Origin of the sequence: Amycolatopsis sp. NPDC051045, assembly GCF_040682955.1 — a bacterium.
GTDB lineage: Bacteria > Actinomycetota > Actinomycetes > Mycobacteriales > Pseudonocardiaceae > Amycolatopsis.
Window position 1 is genome coordinate 104,887 of the sequence record NZ_JBFBCC010000015.1, and the last position, 15,446, is coordinate 120,332.

19 protein-coding genes are annotated in these 15,446 nt (G+C 72.0%); 11 read left to right on the plus strand and 8 right to left on the minus strand.

The window, feature by feature from the left end; genetic code table 11:
* Positions 1 to 19 precede the first annotated feature (19 nt).
* The 5 genes from AB0M80_RS30660 (at position 20) to AB0M80_RS30680 (ending at position 4,376) form a co-directional block, all read left to right on the plus strand.
* A complete protein-coding gene (locus tag AB0M80_RS30660; protein ID WP_364571881.1) occupies positions 20 to 871 on the plus strand; it encodes a branched-chain amino acid ABC transporter permease in 852 nt (283 codons plus the stop codon).
* On the plus strand, positions 868 to 1,944 hold the full coding sequence (locus tag AB0M80_RS30665; protein ID WP_364571883.1) for a branched-chain amino acid ABC transporter permease: 1,077 nt from the start codon (positions 868 to 870) through the stop codon (positions 1,942 to 1,944). The genes AB0M80_RS30660 and AB0M80_RS30665 overlap by 4 nt, the downstream gene beginning before the upstream one ends.
* Entirely contained in the window at positions 1,931 to 3,247 is a 1,317-nt protein-coding gene (locus AB0M80_RS30670) for an ABC transporter substrate-binding protein (protein ID WP_364571885.1), read from the plus strand. The genes AB0M80_RS30665 and AB0M80_RS30670 overlap by 14 nt, the downstream gene beginning before the upstream one ends.
* Before the next feature lie 59 nt (positions 3,248 to 3,306).
* On the plus strand, positions 3,307 to 3,873 hold the full coding sequence (locus tag AB0M80_RS30675) for a TetR/AcrR family transcriptional regulator (protein ID WP_364571887.1): 567 nt from the start codon (positions 3,307 to 3,309) through the stop codon (positions 3,871 to 3,873).
* A 116-nt stretch (positions 3,874 to 3,989) separates the two neighbouring features.
* Complete coding sequence (locus AB0M80_RS30680) at positions 3,990 to 4,376, plus strand: hypothetical protein (RefSeq protein WP_364571889.1); 387 nt, start codon at positions 3,990 to 3,992, stop codon at positions 4,374 to 4,376.
* Here the strand turns inward: AB0M80_RS30680 and AB0M80_RS30685 are convergent.
* Entirely contained in the window at positions 4,306 to 5,454 is a 1,149-nt protein-coding gene (locus AB0M80_RS30685; RefSeq protein WP_364571891.1) for an MFS transporter, read from the minus strand. The two genes, AB0M80_RS30680 and AB0M80_RS30685, sit on opposite strands and share 71 nt — an antisense overlap.
* An 80-nt stretch (positions 5,455 to 5,534) precedes the next feature.
* Between AB0M80_RS30685 and AB0M80_RS30690 the strand changes: the two genes are divergently transcribed.
* Positions 5,535 to 5,948 carry a MarR family transcriptional regulator gene (locus AB0M80_RS30690; protein WP_364571893.1) on the plus strand — a complete coding sequence of 138 codons (414 nt, stop codon included), beginning with the start codon at positions 5,535 to 5,537 and terminating at the stop codon, positions 5,946 to 5,948.
* On the opposite strand, the gene AB0M80_RS30695 is transcribed toward AB0M80_RS30690, so the two are convergent.
* The 3 genes from AB0M80_RS30695 to AB0M80_RS30705 form a co-directional block, all read right to left on the minus strand.
* Complete coding sequence (locus AB0M80_RS30695) at positions 5,945 to 6,136, minus strand: hypothetical protein (RefSeq protein WP_364571895.1); 192 nt, start codon at positions 6,134 to 6,136, stop codon at positions 5,945 to 5,947. The two genes, AB0M80_RS30690 and AB0M80_RS30695, sit on opposite strands and share 4 nt — an antisense overlap.
* A 71-nt stretch (positions 6,137 to 6,207) precedes the next feature.
* Positions 6,208 to 6,864, minus strand: coding sequence for a response regulator transcription factor (locus tag AB0M80_RS30700; protein WP_364571897.1), 657 nt, complete (start codon positions 6,862 to 6,864; stop codon positions 6,208 to 6,210).
* Complete coding sequence (locus tag AB0M80_RS30705; protein WP_364571899.1) at positions 6,852 to 8,051, minus strand: sensor histidine kinase; 1,200 nt, start codon at positions 8,049 to 8,051, stop codon at positions 6,852 to 6,854. The genes AB0M80_RS30700 and AB0M80_RS30705 overlap by 13 nt, the downstream gene beginning before the upstream one ends.
* A gap of 148 nt (positions 8,052 to 8,199) precedes the next feature.
* Between AB0M80_RS30705 and AB0M80_RS30710 the strand changes: the two genes are divergently transcribed.
* Entirely contained in the window at positions 8,200 to 8,940 is a 741-nt protein-coding gene (locus AB0M80_RS30710; protein ID WP_364571901.1) for an ABC transporter ATP-binding protein, read from the plus strand.
* Positions 8,934 to 11,474, plus strand: coding sequence for an FtsX-like permease family protein (locus tag AB0M80_RS30715; RefSeq protein ID WP_364571903.1), 2,541 nt, complete (start codon positions 8,934 to 8,936; stop codon positions 11,472 to 11,474). The genes AB0M80_RS30710 and AB0M80_RS30715 overlap by 7 nt, the downstream gene beginning before the upstream one ends.
* A 47-nt stretch (positions 11,475 to 11,521) precedes the next feature.
* On the opposite strand, the gene AB0M80_RS30720 is transcribed toward AB0M80_RS30715, so the two are convergent.
* Positions 11,522 to 11,848, minus strand: coding sequence for a hypothetical protein (locus AB0M80_RS30720; RefSeq protein ID WP_364571905.1), 327 nt, complete (start codon positions 11,846 to 11,848; stop codon positions 11,522 to 11,524).
* Between the two features lie 207 nt (positions 11,849 to 12,055).
* On the opposite strand from AB0M80_RS30720, the gene AB0M80_RS30725 reads away from it, so the two are divergent.
* The 3 genes from AB0M80_RS30725 to AB0M80_RS30735 all read left to right on the plus strand — a co-directional run bounded on the left by AB0M80_RS30725 (position 12,056) and on the right by AB0M80_RS30735 (position 14,166).
* On the plus strand, positions 12,056 to 12,721 hold the full coding sequence (locus AB0M80_RS30725; protein ID WP_364571907.1) for a glycoside hydrolase family 11 protein: 666 nt from the start codon (positions 12,056 to 12,058) through the stop codon (positions 12,719 to 12,721).
* Positions 12,722 to 12,723: 2 nt separating this feature from the next.
* Positions 12,724 to 13,386, plus strand: a complete 663-nt coding sequence (locus AB0M80_RS30730; RefSeq protein ID WP_364571909.1) for a polysaccharide deacetylase family protein — start codon at positions 12,724 to 12,726, stop codon at positions 13,384 to 13,386.
* Positions 13,387 to 13,512: 126 nt separating this feature from the next.
* On the plus strand, positions 13,513 to 14,166 hold the full coding sequence (locus AB0M80_RS30735; protein ID WP_364571911.1) for a response regulator transcription factor: 654 nt from the start codon (positions 13,513 to 13,515) through the stop codon (positions 14,164 to 14,166).
* Here AB0M80_RS30735 and AB0M80_RS30740 read toward each other — a convergent pair.
* The 3 genes from AB0M80_RS30740 to AB0M80_RS30750 all read right to left on the minus strand — a co-directional run bounded on the left by AB0M80_RS30740 (position 14,156) and on the right by AB0M80_RS30750 (position 15,442).
* A complete protein-coding gene (locus AB0M80_RS30740) occupies positions 14,156 to 14,353 on the minus strand; it encodes a hypothetical protein (protein WP_364571913.1) in 198 nt (65 codons plus the stop codon). The genes AB0M80_RS30735 and AB0M80_RS30740 overlap by 11 nt on opposite strands.
* Positions 14,354 to 14,443: 90 nt before the next feature.
* Entirely contained in the window at positions 14,444 to 14,656 is a 213-nt protein-coding gene (locus AB0M80_RS30745; protein WP_364571915.1) for a DUF5988 family protein, read from the minus strand.
* A 162-nt stretch (positions 14,657 to 14,818) separates the two neighbouring features.
* The gene (locus AB0M80_RS30750) at positions 14,819 to 15,442 is read right to left on the minus strand and encodes a GNAT family N-acetyltransferase (RefSeq protein ID WP_364571917.1); all 624 of its coding nucleotides are present in this window, start codon (positions 15,440 to 15,442) and stop codon (positions 14,819 to 14,821) included.
* Positions 15,443 to 15,446: the final 4 nt, after the last annotated feature.

Genomic DNA, 15,446 nt, shown 5'->3' on the forward strand with positions numbered 1-15,446 from the left:
GGGAGGTGACTGGTCCGGTATGCAGGACTTCTTCGACCTGACCCTCGGCGGGATCTCGGCCGGCGCGGTGTACGCGGCGCTCGGGCTCGCCCTGGTCATCATCTACCGGGCCACCCGGGTGGTGAACTTCGCGCAACCCGCCCTCGCGTTGATTTCGACGTACCTCGCGTACTCGGTGACGAAGGCGACGGGCAGCTACTGGCTCGGTTTCGCCGTCGCCATCGTCGCCGGGACCGTGCTGGGCGTCGCCACCGAACGGCTGCTGATCCGGCCGCTGCGGCACCGCTCCGAGCTCAGCTCGATCATCGTCACCCTCGGGCTTCTGCTGGTGCTGCAGGCGGTCGCGGGCATGATCTGGTCCAACGAGCCGCTGGCGTTCCCGTACGCGTTCGACTTCCGCGGCCGGTTCTCCGCCAACGACCTGTTCGTGGTCTTGGTGGTGCTCGCCATCGCCGCGGTGGTGCTGGTGGTGTTCAAGTACACGCCGCTGGGCCTGCGGATGCGCGCGGCGGCGTTCGCTCCCGAAGTGGCGCGGACCCTCGGCGTGCGGGTCGGGCTGATGCTCACCGCCGGCTGGGGGCTGGCCGCGGCCGTCGGCTCGCTCGCCGGGCTGCTCGCCACCCCGCCGTTCCTCTTCCCGAACGTGCTGGACGGCGTCTTCGTCTACGCGCTCACCGCGGCGGTGCTCGGCGGCCTCGACAACCCGCTGGGCACCATCGCCGGCGGGTTCGTCCTCGGCGTCGGACTGTCCTATGTGTCCGGTTACCTCGGACCGGAGATGGTGACGATCGCCGCGCTGGCGATCCTGGTGGTCGTGCTGACGCTGCGGCCCGCCGGGTTGTTCGGCCGGGCCAAGGTGAGGCGGGTATGAGCGTGCGCACGGAACTCCCGGAAACCCGGGTGGACACGCCGGAGAAGCGCCGGGCCCTGCCGCCGCTGCTCGTCCACGCGCTGGCCGCGCTGGGGGCGCTCGCGGTGATCGTGGCACTGACCCTGGTCACCGACGAGTTCACCAACCTGCGCATCGCGACGATCGGCTACTACCTGATCGCGGTGGCCGGGCTGACCCTGCTGACCGGCCTCACCGGGCAGGTTTCCCTGGGCCACGGCGCCTTCATGTTCATCGGCGCCTACACGGTGGCGCTGCTGGTGCGCCGCGTCCCGTCGTTCCCGCTGTGGGCGGACCTGCTGCTGGCGTCGGCCGCCGGTGGGCTCGCCGGGCTGCTGGCGGGCGCCGCGGCGGCCCGGCTGCGCGGCCCGTACCTCGCCGGGGCGACCCTGGCACTGGCCGTCGGCCTGCCCGCGCTCACCCGCCGGTTCCCGGATCTGCTGGGCGGCAGCAACGGGTTGAGCTTCACCGTCCACAGCAGACCGGCCGCGGTGGTCGGCGTCGTCCCGGAACTGCGGTGGCAGACCTGGATCGTCTGGCTCAGCGTGCTCGTCGCGCTGGTGCTGGTGGTGAACATCGTCCGCGGCCGGCTCGGCCGCGACTTCCGCGCGGTCCGCGACGACGAGGTCGCCGCGGCGCTGGGCGGGATCGCCGTCGGACGCACGAAGATCCTCGCGTTCCTGGTCAGCGCGGTGTGCGGCGGGCTCGCCGGTGGCCTGCAGGCGTTCCTGCTCGGCACCGCCGCGCCCGGCTCGTTCACCCCCGCGCTGTCGCTGAGCCTGCTCGCGGCCGTGGTGCTGGGCGGGCTCGGCTCCCTGTGGGGCGCGCTGTGGGGCGCGGTCGCGCTCGTGTACTTCCAGGCCTGGTCCGAGGACCTCGCCGACGTCCTGCACCTGAACACCGACGTGGCCAACAACCTCCCGCTGGCGGTGTACGGCGTGATCCTCATCGTCGTCGTGCTCGCCTTCCCGCGCGGCATCCAGGGCGGGTTCCAGTGGCTGCGCGGGCTTCTCCGTCGATCCGCCGAGCAGAAGGAGATCCATGAGAACCACTAGAACCGTCGCCGGGATCGCGGTCCTGACACTGGCACTCGGCGCGTGCGGCGGCGCGGGGGAGAGCGACGGCGGTGGCGGGCAAGCCGCCACCGATTCGGCCGTCGGCGTCACCAAAGACACGGTCGTCATCGGCACCCACCAGCCGCTCACCGGCCCGGCCGCGCCCGGGTACAGCAAGATCTCCGCCGGCGCCCGCGCGGTGTACCAGGCGATCAACGACGGCGGCGGGATCAACGGCCGCAAGATCGACTACCGCGTCGAGGACGACGGCTACAACCCGACGAAGACCGTCGAGGTCGTGAAGAAGCTCGTCCTGCAGGACAAGGTGTTCGCGATCGTCGGCGGGCTCGGCACGCCGACCCACTCCAAGGTCGTCGACTACCTGAACACCGAAGGCGTGCCGGACCTGCTGGTGTCCTCGGGCGCGCTCGCCTGGGACAACCCGCAGAAGGCGCCGATGACCTTCGGGTACCAGGTGGACTACACCCGCGAGGGCAAGGTCCAGGGCAAGTACATCAAGGACCACTTCGCCGGCAAGAAGATCGGGTACTTCACGCAGAACGACGACGTCGGCCGCGACACCCAGGCCGGGCTCGACCAGTTCGTCAAGGACCAGGCCGTCGTCCGGCAGGGCTACGACAGCGCCAACACCGACGTCACGCCGCAGCTGTCCGCGCTCAAGGCGGCCGGCGCCGAGGTCGTCGTCTGCGCCTGCATCCCGGCGTTCACCGCGCTGGCCATCCTGGCCGCGGCGAAGATCGGCTACCACCCGCAGTTCGTGGTCAGCAGCATCGGCGCGGACCCGGCGACGCTGGCCGGGCTGCTGCAGGACTTCGCCAAGCGCGGCGGCGCCAGCGTCTCCAGCGGGCAGCTGCTGGCCGGCCTGATCGGCACCGGGTACCTGCCCGACGTCGCGCAGACGTCGGACCCGTGGGTCGCCTACTTCAAGGGCATCCACGACAAGTACATCGCGAAGGAGCCGTTCACCAACACCGTGCTGTTCGGCATGGTCCAGGCCTACACGTTCGGGCAGGCGCTCAAGGCGGCCGGGCCGGACCCGACGCGGCAGAAGGTGGTCGACGCGATGAGCTCCGGCGTGCTCAAGGGGCCCGGGCTGACGCCGTTCGGGTTCTCGAAGGACTCGCACGCCGGCTACACCGGCGCGTACGTGTTCAAGATCAACCCGGACACCACGACGACGGTGATCCAGCCACCGGCTGTCACCGACCGCGGCACCGGGGCGATCACGCCATACGCCGGTGAGCGCGCGACGCCGGAGCAGGTCAACCTGCTGAGCAAGTGAGGCAGGGGCCGGGCTGTGGTGGACACGGCCCGGCCCACCCGCTCACATAGGGTGGCGCCATGACGGTCAGGGACAAGGTCGTGCGGGCGGCGGTGCGGCTGTTCGCAGAGAAGGGCTTCGAGGCGACGACGGTCCGGGAGATCGTCGAAGCGGCCGGCGTCACCAAGGGCGGCCTCTACCACTACTTCGAGTCCAAGGACGACCTGCTCTTCGAGATCTACGCCGCGATGCTGCGGATGCAGACGCGGCGGATGGTGACGATCGCCGAGTCGGACCTGCCGCTGCCGGAGCGGCTGCACGCGATCGTCGCCGACGTCGTCGTCACGAGCATCGCCGACCTCGACGCGGCGACCGTGTTCTTCCAGTCGTTCCCGCTGCTGGAGAAGTCCAAGCAGGTCCAGGTGCGGGCCGAGCGGCGCACCTACCACGAGCGGGTGCGGGACCTGGTCGCCGAAGGCCAGCGGGCCGGGCTCTTCCGCGACGACGTCCCGGCCGACCTGGTGATCAACTACCACTTCGGCGCCATCCACCGGCTGGGCATGTGGTACCACCCCGAAGGCGAGCTGTCGGGCGAACAGGTGGGGGCGCACTTCGCCGACCTGATGCTCCGCAGTCTCCGTCCTTAGTGGACGGCTCGTCCGTTCGGCGGCCGATCCGGTAGGGTCGGGCGCATGTCGAGCCCCGAAGCGTCCAGGACCGGGCTGCCGGTCATCCCGGCAGCCCGGTAACTCCCGCTTCCCGGGTGCATCACTTACCTGGCGCCGGCGTCACGGCGGCGGGGCGGCTCGCGGACCGGTGGCCCGGCCAGGTTGTCGCGCTCGGCGGTCCGCTGCTGCTGGCCGGCTGGATCGCGCTGGCCCCGACCGCGCGGATCCTGCACCTCGCGACCGGCGCACCGACGATGGCGGGGTCCTTCGCGACCGCGGCCCTCAACCTCGGCGCCACGGCCGGTCCCGTGCTCGCCGGCGCGCTCCTGACCGCGGTGAGTCCTTTTTGGATCGCCGCGGCGCTCGTCGTGGCGGCGCTGGCCTTGGCCGTGCCGCTGCGGACGTCGCTCGTCACGACGGTGCCGACGCCCGCCGGTCCCGGCGCAGCGAATACCGGGCGATCCCCAGCCCGGCGACGGTGAAGAGAGCGGCGACGAGGTAGATCGGCCGCGCGCCGCCCGCGTCGAGGACCCGGCCGCCCAGCCAGCCGGCGAACGCCGCGGCGAGCTGGTAGCCGGCCGCGTTGACCGCCACGGCCAGCGTCGGCGCGGCGCCCGCGGCCGTGATCACGCGGGTCTGCATGCCGGGCACGATCGCGAAGGCGAGCGCGCCCAGCAGGACGGTCGACACGACGGTCGCGACCGGATTGCCGCCGCTCAGCCAGGCGAGGGCGAGCACGCCGGCCAGCGCGGCGAGCAACCCGGCCAGTGACGGCAGAAGCGTCCGGTCTGCCAGCCGGCCACCGAGGGCGTTGCCGGCGACCGCGCCGGCGCCGTAGCCGAGCAGGAGCACCGGCACGGCGCCGGCGGGGAAGCCGCCGACCTCGGTCAGCAGCGGGGCGAGGTAGGTGAAGACCGTCAGGACGCCGACGTTGCCGACCGCGGTGAGCGCGATCGCCAGCTGCACCCGGCGGTCCGCGAAGACCCGCAGTTCCCCGGCCACCGGACCGGTCGTCGCCGACGGCCGGTCCGGGACGAACCGGAGCACCGCCAGCAGCGCCACCGCCGCGGCGGCCGAGACGGACCAGAACGTCGCGCGCCAGCCGAGGTGCTGTCCCACGAACGTGCCCAGCGGGGCGCCGAGGACGATGCCGAGGTTCATGCCCAGCGCCACCCTGGCCACGGCCGAGCCTTGCTTGCCCGGCGGGGCGTCCGTCGCCGCAGTGGCGATCGCGACGGCGAAGAAGGTCGCCACGACCAGGCCGGCGAGCACCCGCGAAACCAGCAGGACGGCGTACCCCGGCGCGACCGCGGACGCCGCGTTCGCCAGCACGGAGGTGGTGACCAGCCCGATGATCAGGGGCTTGCGGGAGACCCGCGCGGTCAGCAGCGTGACGACCGGGCCGCCGACGATCATGCCGAGCGCGTAGGCGGTCGTCAGCAGCCCGGCCGCCGAAAGCGGGACGGCCAGCCCGCCCGCGACGTCCGGGAGGATGCCGGACACCACGAACTCGCCGGTCGTGAGGCTGAACACGACGAGCATCAGGGAAAAGACGGCCACGCGAACCCCCAGATAGTTCGAGTTGATATCTTTCGAACTAGAACTATCACAGCTCGAACCATGACCGCTAGAGTCGGGGCATGGGGAGCGAGGAGATCGACCGCGACGTGTGCAAGCTGGTCCACGGGCTCGCGCGCACCCTCGACGGCCACGTCCGCCGGGTCGCGGACACCATGGGGCTCACCCCGAGCCAGGTGGTGGCGCTGCGCGAGCTGTCGGAGCCGATCACCGCCCGCGAGCTGGCGGCGCGCATGGCGTGCGAAGCTTCGAACGCGACGTTCGTGCTGGACCGCCTCGAGGAGCGCGGCCTGCTGAAGCGCCACCCGCACCCCACGGACCGGCGGGCCAAGCAGATCGTCCTCACGGCGGCAGGTCTCCAGCGTCGTGAGGAGGCCTTGAAGCTGCTCGGTGACGGGTCGCCGCTGGGTTCGCTGCGGGCCGACCAGCAGGAAGCGTTGCGAGACTTGCTGAAAGCCCTCTCGGCGGAGGCTTAGCGCTTGCGGCGGACGTAGTGGGTGATCAGCCCCGCGATCGCCGCGATCGCGACGCCGCCGGCGATCATTCGGACGGTGAAGTCCAGGCCCACCAAGGGACCGCCCGCGTTGACCGCGGAGCTGACGACGAGGACCAGCCAGAGGGAAACGGCGGTCGAAGTGCGGGTGGAGACGTTGGTTTCGGTCATGACAGGAACGTTAGGACCGGAGAGGAACCGAGACGATGCCGTCCGCACCCGGATCCGGGGTGGTGCCTGCGCTACCCCGCGTCCCGGCCGAGGTAGGCCAGCACCGCCAGCACCCGCCGGTGCCCGGCACCTTCGTCGGAGGGCAGCCCGAGCTTCGCGAAGATGTTCCTGATGTGCTTGAGCACCGCGCCGTCGCTGACGACCAGGAGCTCGGCGATCGTGCTGTTGTTGTAGCCCTCGGCCATCAGCGCCAGCACTTCACGCTCCCGCGCGGTCAACGCGGCCAGCGGATCCGCGGCGCGGCGGCGGGACATCAGCTGCCCGATCACTTCGGGATCCATCGCCGTGCCGCCCTTCGCGACCCGCCGGAGCGCGTCGAGGAACCGCTCGACCTTGCCGACGCGCTCCTTGAGCAGGTAGCCGACCCCGCCGACGCCGTCGGCGAGCAGCTCGACCGCGTAGCTCGTCTCCACGTGCGCGGACAGCACCAGCACCGGGAGCGCCGGGTGGATCTCGCGGGCGCGCACGGCCGCTCGCAGACCCTCGTCCCGGTGGGTCGGCGGCATGCGCACGTCCATCACGACCGCGTCGGGGCGGTCGCCCTCGATGAAGGCGAGGAAGTCCTCGGCGTTGTCCACCGCGGCGGCCACCTCGATGCCCGCCGTCTTCAGCAGCAGGGCGAGGCCCTCGCGCAGCAGAGCGTCGTCCTCGGCGATCACGACCCGCATGGCAGCTCCACTCGCAGCACGGTCGGCCCACCGGGTGGGCTGGTCAGGGTGAGGGTTCCGTCGAAGGCTTCGGCGCGGCGGCGGATGCCGGCCAATCCGCTGCCTCCGGCCTCGTCGGCGCCGCCGCGGCCGTCGTCGCGGATTTCCAGGCACAGCAGGCTCGCCGTGCCGCCGAGCGTGATGTCCACCCGGGACGCGTCGGCGTGCTTGGTGACGTTGGCCAGCGCCTCGGCGACGACGAAGTACGCGGCGGCCTCGACCGCGGCCGGGCGGCCGGCCTCGGACCGGACGTCGACGGCGGCCGGGACCGGGCAGCGTTCGGCGAGCGCGCGCACCGCCCCGGCCAGGCCGCGTTCGCTCAGCAGCGGCGGGTGGATGCTGCGAACGACCGTGCGCAGCTCGGCCAGCGCGTCGGTCGCGGTGTCCTGCGCCTTGACCAGCAGATCGCGCGCGGTGGCCGGGTCGCGGTCGTACAGCTGGCCGGCGACGCCCAGCTGCAGCACGACCGCCGCGATCCGCGCCTGCGTGCCGTCGTGCAGGTCGCGCTCGATGCGGCGCAGCTCGGCGCCGTGCGCCTCCAGCGCCGCCGCCCGGGTCGCGGTCAGTTCGGCGACCCGGTCCGCCAGCACGACCCCCGGGGCGGGGGCGAGCAGCTTCCGCGCGGTGCGCGCCTGCCAGCGCGCGACGCGCGGCAGCTGCAGGCTCGCCGCGATCATGGCGGCGGCCACGAGCAGGTTCAGCGCGGCCCGCGGCCAGGAGTCGACGACGATCCCGAGCGAGCCTTCGAGCCCGCCGGGGACCAGGGGCCAGACGAAGACCGTGATCACCTGCTGGACCGCGCCCACCGGCAGGCCGAACGCCAGCGCACCGATGATCATCCCGGTCGCGGCGTGGATCGCCAGCCACGCGAGGTCGCGGCGGGTGGCCGGGTCCTTCAGCGGGGAGCCGGCCCGGTACGGCTCGGGGATCGGCTCGCCGAGGCGGCGCGCGGCGCGGCGGCGGTCGACCCCGACCGGCCACCGCGACAGCCGGATCGCCGGGGCCAGTGACGGGATCCCGACGCCGAACGGGCAGAGCAGCAGCACGGCGAACAGCCCGGCGAGGGCGAACAGCGACAGCAGCGAAGTGCCGGCGCCGACCACGAGGTAGCGCCCCGCCGACCAGCACTCGCGCAGGCGGATCGTCACCACGGCAGTGTCCCACCCCACCGTGTCGATCCCCGCCCCCGGGGTGGTGCTGGCGCTACCCCCGATCCACCCCTCCACGGGATCGAAGTCCCGGTGCGCGCGACCTAGTTTTCGTTGCGACGCAAAGATCAGTCTTAAGGGGACAGAGATGACCACAGCGAGCGCGTACGCGCTGGAGCTGAGCGGGGTGCGGAAGGTGTACGGCTCCGGCGACGGCGCGGTCGCCGCGCTGGACGGGGTGTCGGCGGAGGTGGCGCGGGGGACGTTCACCGCCGTGATGGGCCCGTCCGGCTCGGGCAAGAGCACCTTCCTGCACTGCGCGGCCGGCCTCGACCGGCCGACGTCGGGGCGGGTGCTGCTCGGCGGCACCGAGATCGGCCGGCTGAAGGAACGCGAGCTGACGGAGCTGCGGCGCACCCGGATCGGGTTCGTCTTCCAGGCCTACAACCTGCTGCCGTCGCTGAACGTGCTGCAGAACATCACGCTGCCGATGCGGCTCGCCGGCACCAAGCCGGACCCGCAGTGGCTGCGGGAGGTCGTCGACGGCGTGGGGATCGCGAACCGGCTGGAGCACCGCCCGGCGGAGCTGTCCGGCGGGCAGCAGCAGCGCGTCGCGATCGCGCGGGCACTCGTCACCCGGCCCGAGGTGGTGCTGGCCGACGAGCCGACCGGCGCCCTCGACACCCGCACCGGGCGGCAGGTGCTGGACCTGCTCCGCGCGGTCGTCGAGGGGATGGGGCAGACCGTGCTGATGGTCACCCACGACCCGGTCGCGGCCTCCGCCGCGCACGGCGTCCTCTTCCTGGCCGACGGCAAGCTGGCCGGCCACCTCCCGCACCCCACCCCCGAGCGGGTGGCGGAGCGGATGACCCACCTCGGGGAGTGGTGAGCGTGCTGACTCTCGCCTGGCAGACCATGCGGAGCAGGCTCGGCGGGTTCGCCGGTGCCTTCATCGCGATCCTGTGCGGTACCGCTCTCGTGGCCGCCTGCGGAATCCTCATGGAGTCCGGCCTGCGTGCCGGCGTCCCCACCCAGCGGTACGCCGCCGCGGCCGTCGTCGTCGGCGGGGCCCAGACCGTGCGGCCGCCCGGCGCCGACGCCCTGTCCGCCGAGCAGGTCGGTGAGCAGCCCACCGTCCCGGTGGCACTGGCCGGCCGGATCGCCGCGGTGCCCGGGGTGCGCGCGGCGGTGGCGGAACAGAGCTTCCCGGCGCAGGTCGTCGCCCGCGACGGGCAGGTCGTCGGCGGGCCGGAGTCCCTCGGCCACAACTGGGACGCGGCCGTGCTGGCGCCGTTCACCCTGCGCGGCGGTGACGCGCCCGCGGCCGCCGGCGAGGTCGTGCTGGACGCCGACCTGGCGCGCCGGGCCGACGTCGGCATCGGCGGGCAGGTGCGGATCATCACCCGGTCGGGGCCGGAGACGTTGAAGGTGAGCGGCGTCGTCGACGGCACGTCCCGCCAGTCGGCGCTGTTCTTCACGCCGGAACGGGCCGCGGAGCTGGCCGGCCGGCCCGGCCAGGCCCACGCGATCGGCGTCCTCGCCGACCCCGGGGCCGCGCCGGAAACACTGGCCGACCGGGTGCGGGCCGTCGCGGACGGCGCCGAGGTCACCACGGGCGTCGAGCGCAGCAGCATCGAGTTCCTCGACGTCAGCCAGACGCGGATGCTGCTGCTGGCGATCGCCGGCTCGTTCGGCGGCTTCGCGTTGCTCGTCGCGGTGTTCGTGGTGGCGAGCACCCTGGCCCTGACCATCAACCAGCGCCGCCGCGAGTTCGCGCTGCTGCGCGCGATCGCGGCGACCCCGCGGCAGATCCGCAAGCTGATCGGCACCGAGACGACGCTGATCGCGCTCGTCGCCGGGCTGCTGGGCAGCGTGCTGGGCCTGGCGGTCGCGGGTGGGCTGCGGGACGCGTTCGCCGCCATCGGCGTGATCCCGGCGGACTTCGGGCTGGCGATCAGCCCGCTCCCGCTGCTGGCCGCGATCCTGCTGGGCCTGGGTGCGGCCCGCCTGGCCGCCTGGGCGGCGTCGCGGCGGCCGTCGTCGATCCGGCCCGTCGAGGCGCTGGGCGAGGCCGCGGTGGAACGGCGCGAGCTCGGCCGCGGCCGCCTGCTCACCGGCTGGGGCCTGGTGCTGGCCGGCTTCGGCGGCGCACTCGTCCCGCTCTTCCTGCACGGCGACATCGCCGCTGCGACATCGTCGATGGCGACGCTGGTGCTCGTCGTCGGGCTGGCCGTGGTGGGGCCGCAGGTGACCGCGCTGGTCATGCGGTTCCTGGCCCCCGTGCTGGCCCGGCTGTGGCGGATCAGCGGGTACCTGGCGGGAGCGAACGCCCAGGCCAACGCCCGGCGCGTCGCCGCGGCGGTGACCCCGCTGATGCTGGCCGTGGGGTTCGCGCTCGTCACGTTCTACGGGCCGATGGCCACCACGGCGGCGGCCCAGCAGGAGACGGCGCGGTCGACGACCGCCGACTACGTGCTCACCGGTGCGGGTGGTGTTCCACCCGGCGTCGCGGAGGAGGTCCGGCGGATCCCGGGCGTCGCCGGGGCGACGCCGGTGGTCCGCACGTCCGTGATCACCGCGACGTCCTTGGGCGACGGCATGGAGGTCCAGCGGACGCCCGCGCAGGGTTTGGCGGGCGACCAGGCTGCAGCCGCCCTCGAGCTGGGCGTCGACGCCGGGCGGATCACCGACCTGACCGGCGGCACGGTGGCGCTGAGCCGCGCGGAAGCGGATTGGCTGGACAAGAAGATCGGCGACGAGGTCTCGTTCTACTTCGGCGACGGCGTGCCGGCGAAGCTGCGGCTGGTCGCCACGTACACGCACGATCTGGCCTTCGGTGACTTCGTGCTGCCGGTCGCGCTGGCCCGCGAGCACATCGGGGGACGCTTGGACGACTCGGTGCTGGTCCGGCGCCAGCCCGGAGCGGACGCGGACGCGGTGGCTTCGGCGTTGCGTGCCTTGCCGTACCCGGGTCTGGCGGTGGCCCCAGCGTCGGTCACCGCCGCTCCGGAAGGGGGCGAACGGCAGGCGCAGTTCTACCTGAACCTCGTCGCGGCCGGCGTCATCGTCGGGTACCTCGCGATTTCGGTGGCCAACACGCTGGTCCTGACGACCGCGCAGCGGAGCCGCGAGTTCGCGCTGCTGCGGCTGGTGGGCACGACCCGCCGTCAGGTGACCCGCATGATGCGGCTCGAAGCACTGACCACGGTCGGGATCGCGGTGGTCATGGGAACGCTGGTGGCGCTGCTGCCGTTGGGGCTGCTCAACATCGGGCTGCGGGGCAACCCGGTCCCGGCGGGACCGCTGTCCGTCTACTGGGGAATCATCGCCGGCGCCGTCCTGCTCGGCATGGTCGCGATCGGGGTGGCGACGTCGGTGGCGTTGCGGGCCCGGCCGATCGACGCGATCGGCTTGCGCGAGTAGGGGAGTGCGGGGTGAGCCGGCCCGGCTCACCCCGCCCCGCCCGCCGGTCAGCAGGCCGTGTGGGTGTCCTCGCCCGTGTAGGACGACACCAGGTACTGCGTTGTCCGGCCGAGCAGGGCCGCGGTGCCCGCGGGCACGCAGCTTTCGCCGACCAGGGTCTTGAAGGCACCGCCGTAGGTCAGGGAATAGACCTTGATCTTCGTGGCGGCGGAGCCGCAGTTGCCCCAGTAGTAGTCGCGCGCGTTCGGCCCGGACGCCCCCTGCGTCGCGTAGTTGCCGCAGGTGACCGACTCCGACGCCGATGCCGTGCCCGCCGCCAGGGGCAAGGCCGTCACGGCGATCCCGAGCGCGACCGTCGCCGCAATGCGTTTCATGGTGTGAACCCCCCGTTGTCCGCAAACAGTGTGGCGCCTACGCTAACGCTTTCCCGGAAAAAGGAATCCCCCTGAATTCCTAGGGGTTGACGGGGAGTTCACGCCGCGGGAGCATCGAAACTTTCCGAAAGTTATTGCCCCACCGTGGCCGTTGATCGCATGCTTTCGCCATCCTGGCTCGCCTGCCAGCCTCGACGAGGAGGAAGCATGCACACCAAGAACCGTGGTCGTTTCAGGGTCTTCGTCACCGGGGCGGCGCTTGCGCTCGCCGCCACGCTCGTCCCCGGGGTCGCGAAGGCCGACACCGTCATCACCACCAACCAGACCGGGAACAACAACGGGTACTACTACTCGTTCTGGACCGCCGGTGGTGGCTCGGTCTCCATGACGCTCGGTTCCGGCGGGAACTACCGGACGAACTGGAGCAACGTCAACAACTTCGTCGCGGGCAAGGGCTGGAGCAACGGCAGCCGGCGGACCGTGAACTACTCCGGCAGCTTCAACCCCTCCGGCAACAGCTACCTGGCGCTCTACGGCTGGACGTCCAACCCGCTCGTCGAGTACTACATCGTCGACAACTGGGGCAGCTGGCGGCCGACCGGGACGTACAAGGGCACCGTGACCAGCGACGGCGGGACCTACGACATCTACCAGACGACCCGCTACAACGCGCCGTCCGTCGAGGGGACCAAGACGTTCAACCAGTACTGGAGCGTCCGGCAGCAGAAGAAGACCGGCGGCACCATCACCACCGGCAACCACTTCGACGCCTGGGGCCGCGCCGGCATGCGGCTCGGCAGCTTCAACTACTACATGATCCTCGCGACCGAGGGCTACCAGAGCAGCGGCAACTCCAACCTGACGGTGGGCTGACCATGCGTCTCCTGCCGACCCTCCTGGCCACCGCGGCCATCGCCGTGGCGAGCACCGTCGCCGTCACGCCGGCGCACGCCGCCGCCTGCAACGGGTACGTCGGCCTCACCTTCGACGACGGGCCGTCGAACGCCCACACCCCGGCCCTGCTGAACGCGCTGCGGCAGAACGGGTTGCGGGCCACGATGTTCAACGAGGGTCAGTACGCGGCCGCGTACCCGGCCCAGGTCCGCGCCCAGGTGAGTGCGGGGATGTGGGTCGGCAACCACAGCTACACCCACCCGCACCTCACGCAGCAGAGCCAGAGCCAGGTGGATTCCGAGATTTCCCGGACCCAGCAGGCGATCGCGGCCGCGGGCGGCGGCACGCCCCGGCTGTTCCGCCCGCCGTACGGGGAGACGAACGCGACGGTCCAGGCGGTCGAGGCCAAGTACGGCCTCCGCCAGATCATCTGGGACGTCGACTCGGGGGACTGGAACAACGCGAGCGTCGACGCGATCGTCCAGGCCAACGCCCGGCTCGGGAACGGCCAGGTCATCCTGATGCACGAATGGCCGAACAACACCCTTTCCGCCATTCCGAGGATCGCCCAGACGCTCGCTTCGCGCGGGCTCTGCGCGGGAATGATTTCACCGCAGACGGGGCGGGCGGTCGCCCCGGGTTGACGGGCCGGTGGCGCGGCGGTGGCACCCCGCCGCGCCACCACCACATCCTCCACAGTGGATCCTCCGGTGGGCTCGCGGTGATAGCCTGCGTCCCGGTGCGGGAGGGGGATCATGGGGGAGCCACGGGTGATCAGGGTCGTCGTGGTGGACGACCAGCAGGCCGTGCGCGAAGGCCTGGTCGCGCTCATGGGCCTGCTCGACGACGTCGAGGTGGCCGGCTCGGCCGCCGACGGCGCCGAAGCGCTCGCCCTGCTCGGGCAGCTCGACCGGATCGACGCGGTGCTGATGGACCTCACCATGCCGGTGATGGGCGGCGTCGAAGCGACCGAGCGGATCGTCCGCGACCACCCCGGAGTGGCTGTCCTGGTGCTGACGACGTACGCGGACGACGGATCGATCGCCGGGGCACTGGCCGCGGGCGCGCGCGGGTACCTGACGAAGGACGCGGGCCGCGCCGAGATCGGCGCCGCACTGCGGGCCGTGGCCGCCGGGCAGCTGACCTTCGGCGCCGGCGTTTCGGGCCGGGTGGCTTCCGCGCTGTCCGGCCGGGGCGGCGAAAAGGACCGCTTGCCGGACGGGCTGACCGCGCGCGAGGCTGAGGTGCTCGGCCTGATCGCCGCCGGGCTGAGCAACGGGGAGATCGCGGCCGAGCTGGTCATCGCCGAGGCGACGGTGAAGACGCACATCAACAACGCGTTCGCCAAGATCGGCGTGCGCAACCGGATCGAGGCGCTGCGCTACGCCGTGCAGCACGGCCTGGGCCGCGGCTTCACGGCTTAGGGTCGTCCTCGCGCCGCTCCTGGCTCAGCCTGGCGCGCACGACGGGCTCGACCATCCGCCTCGCCTGGTCGAGCCGGCCCGCTTTCTTCAGGACGAGCACGACCACGCCGAGCAGCAGGACCAGCAGCAGGATTCCGCCGCCGATCACGGCGAACCGAAGAAACATGAATCCGAGTACTTCGCTCATGGCTTTCCTTTCCGGATGATTCCGACGGAAAGGAAGCTAGTGCGGCACCCGGGTGGAGCGGGACCACCCCGCGGTGGAGATCGGGGTGGATCACTCCGCGACGCGCGTGCGGCCGCACCAGGCGAACACCGGCACCTGGTCGCCGCTGGTGGTCGTGGTGAACTCGCCCTCGTGGGAGAAGTGTTCGTAGCCGGCGCCGAAGCTGACCTTCGCGACTTCGCCGATGCTGCCGACCGTCCATTCGCGGTGCCGCTCGATCAGCTCGGCCGGACCACCGGAAAGCGTCACCTTGATCTTCGACATGATGCATTCTCCGTGGGTTCGTGAACGCGGGAGGAAGAACCGGAAATGTGGTCTTCGTCTCTCGACGATGCCTGACCGCAGATCACCGTGTCAAGATGTCCGGCTCCTATTCGAATGGGCTCGGAATAGGGGTTGACGGCGATTTCGGTAGGGGTTTCCGCCTCAGCGAGCCGGGCGCAGGTGGTCGGTGCGCCAGTGCCGTCCTCGCCGCGGTGTCCGCCAATGCCGGCCCCGCCAGGGGCGCACCGGACCCCGGGCGGCGATGAACGCCGGCTGGTGTTCCGCGAACCGGTCCGCCGTGATCCCCATCAGCACCGGGTACCGGATCTCCCCGCGGCGCAGTTCGGTGTCGCGCGGCCGGCCCTCTTCGCGGAAGCCGAGTTCGCCGTGCAGCGCCAGCGAGGCGAAGTTGCTGCCGTTGATGCTGACCTCGCACTTGTGGTAGCGGCGCAGCTCGAACATGAACGCCAGCAGGACGGTGACGGCATCGGCGGCGTAACCGCAGCGCCGGTACTGGGGCCCGATCCCGATGCCGTAGCTGAACCGGCCGGAAGCCGGGTCGGCCTGGATCCAGATCGACCCGACCAGCGTCCGGTTGTGCAGTGTCTCGATGGCGAAGTGGAAGTCGTCACCGGAATCGGCGACGACCCGGTGCGTCGCCCAGTGGCGGTAGCCGCCGACCCGGGGATCGTGGGCGCGGGCGGAGTCGCGGTCGAACCCGATCAGGGTGCGCTGGTCCGCCGGGCGGACCTCCCGCAACCGCACTTTCCACCCCGCCCAGCTCATCGGC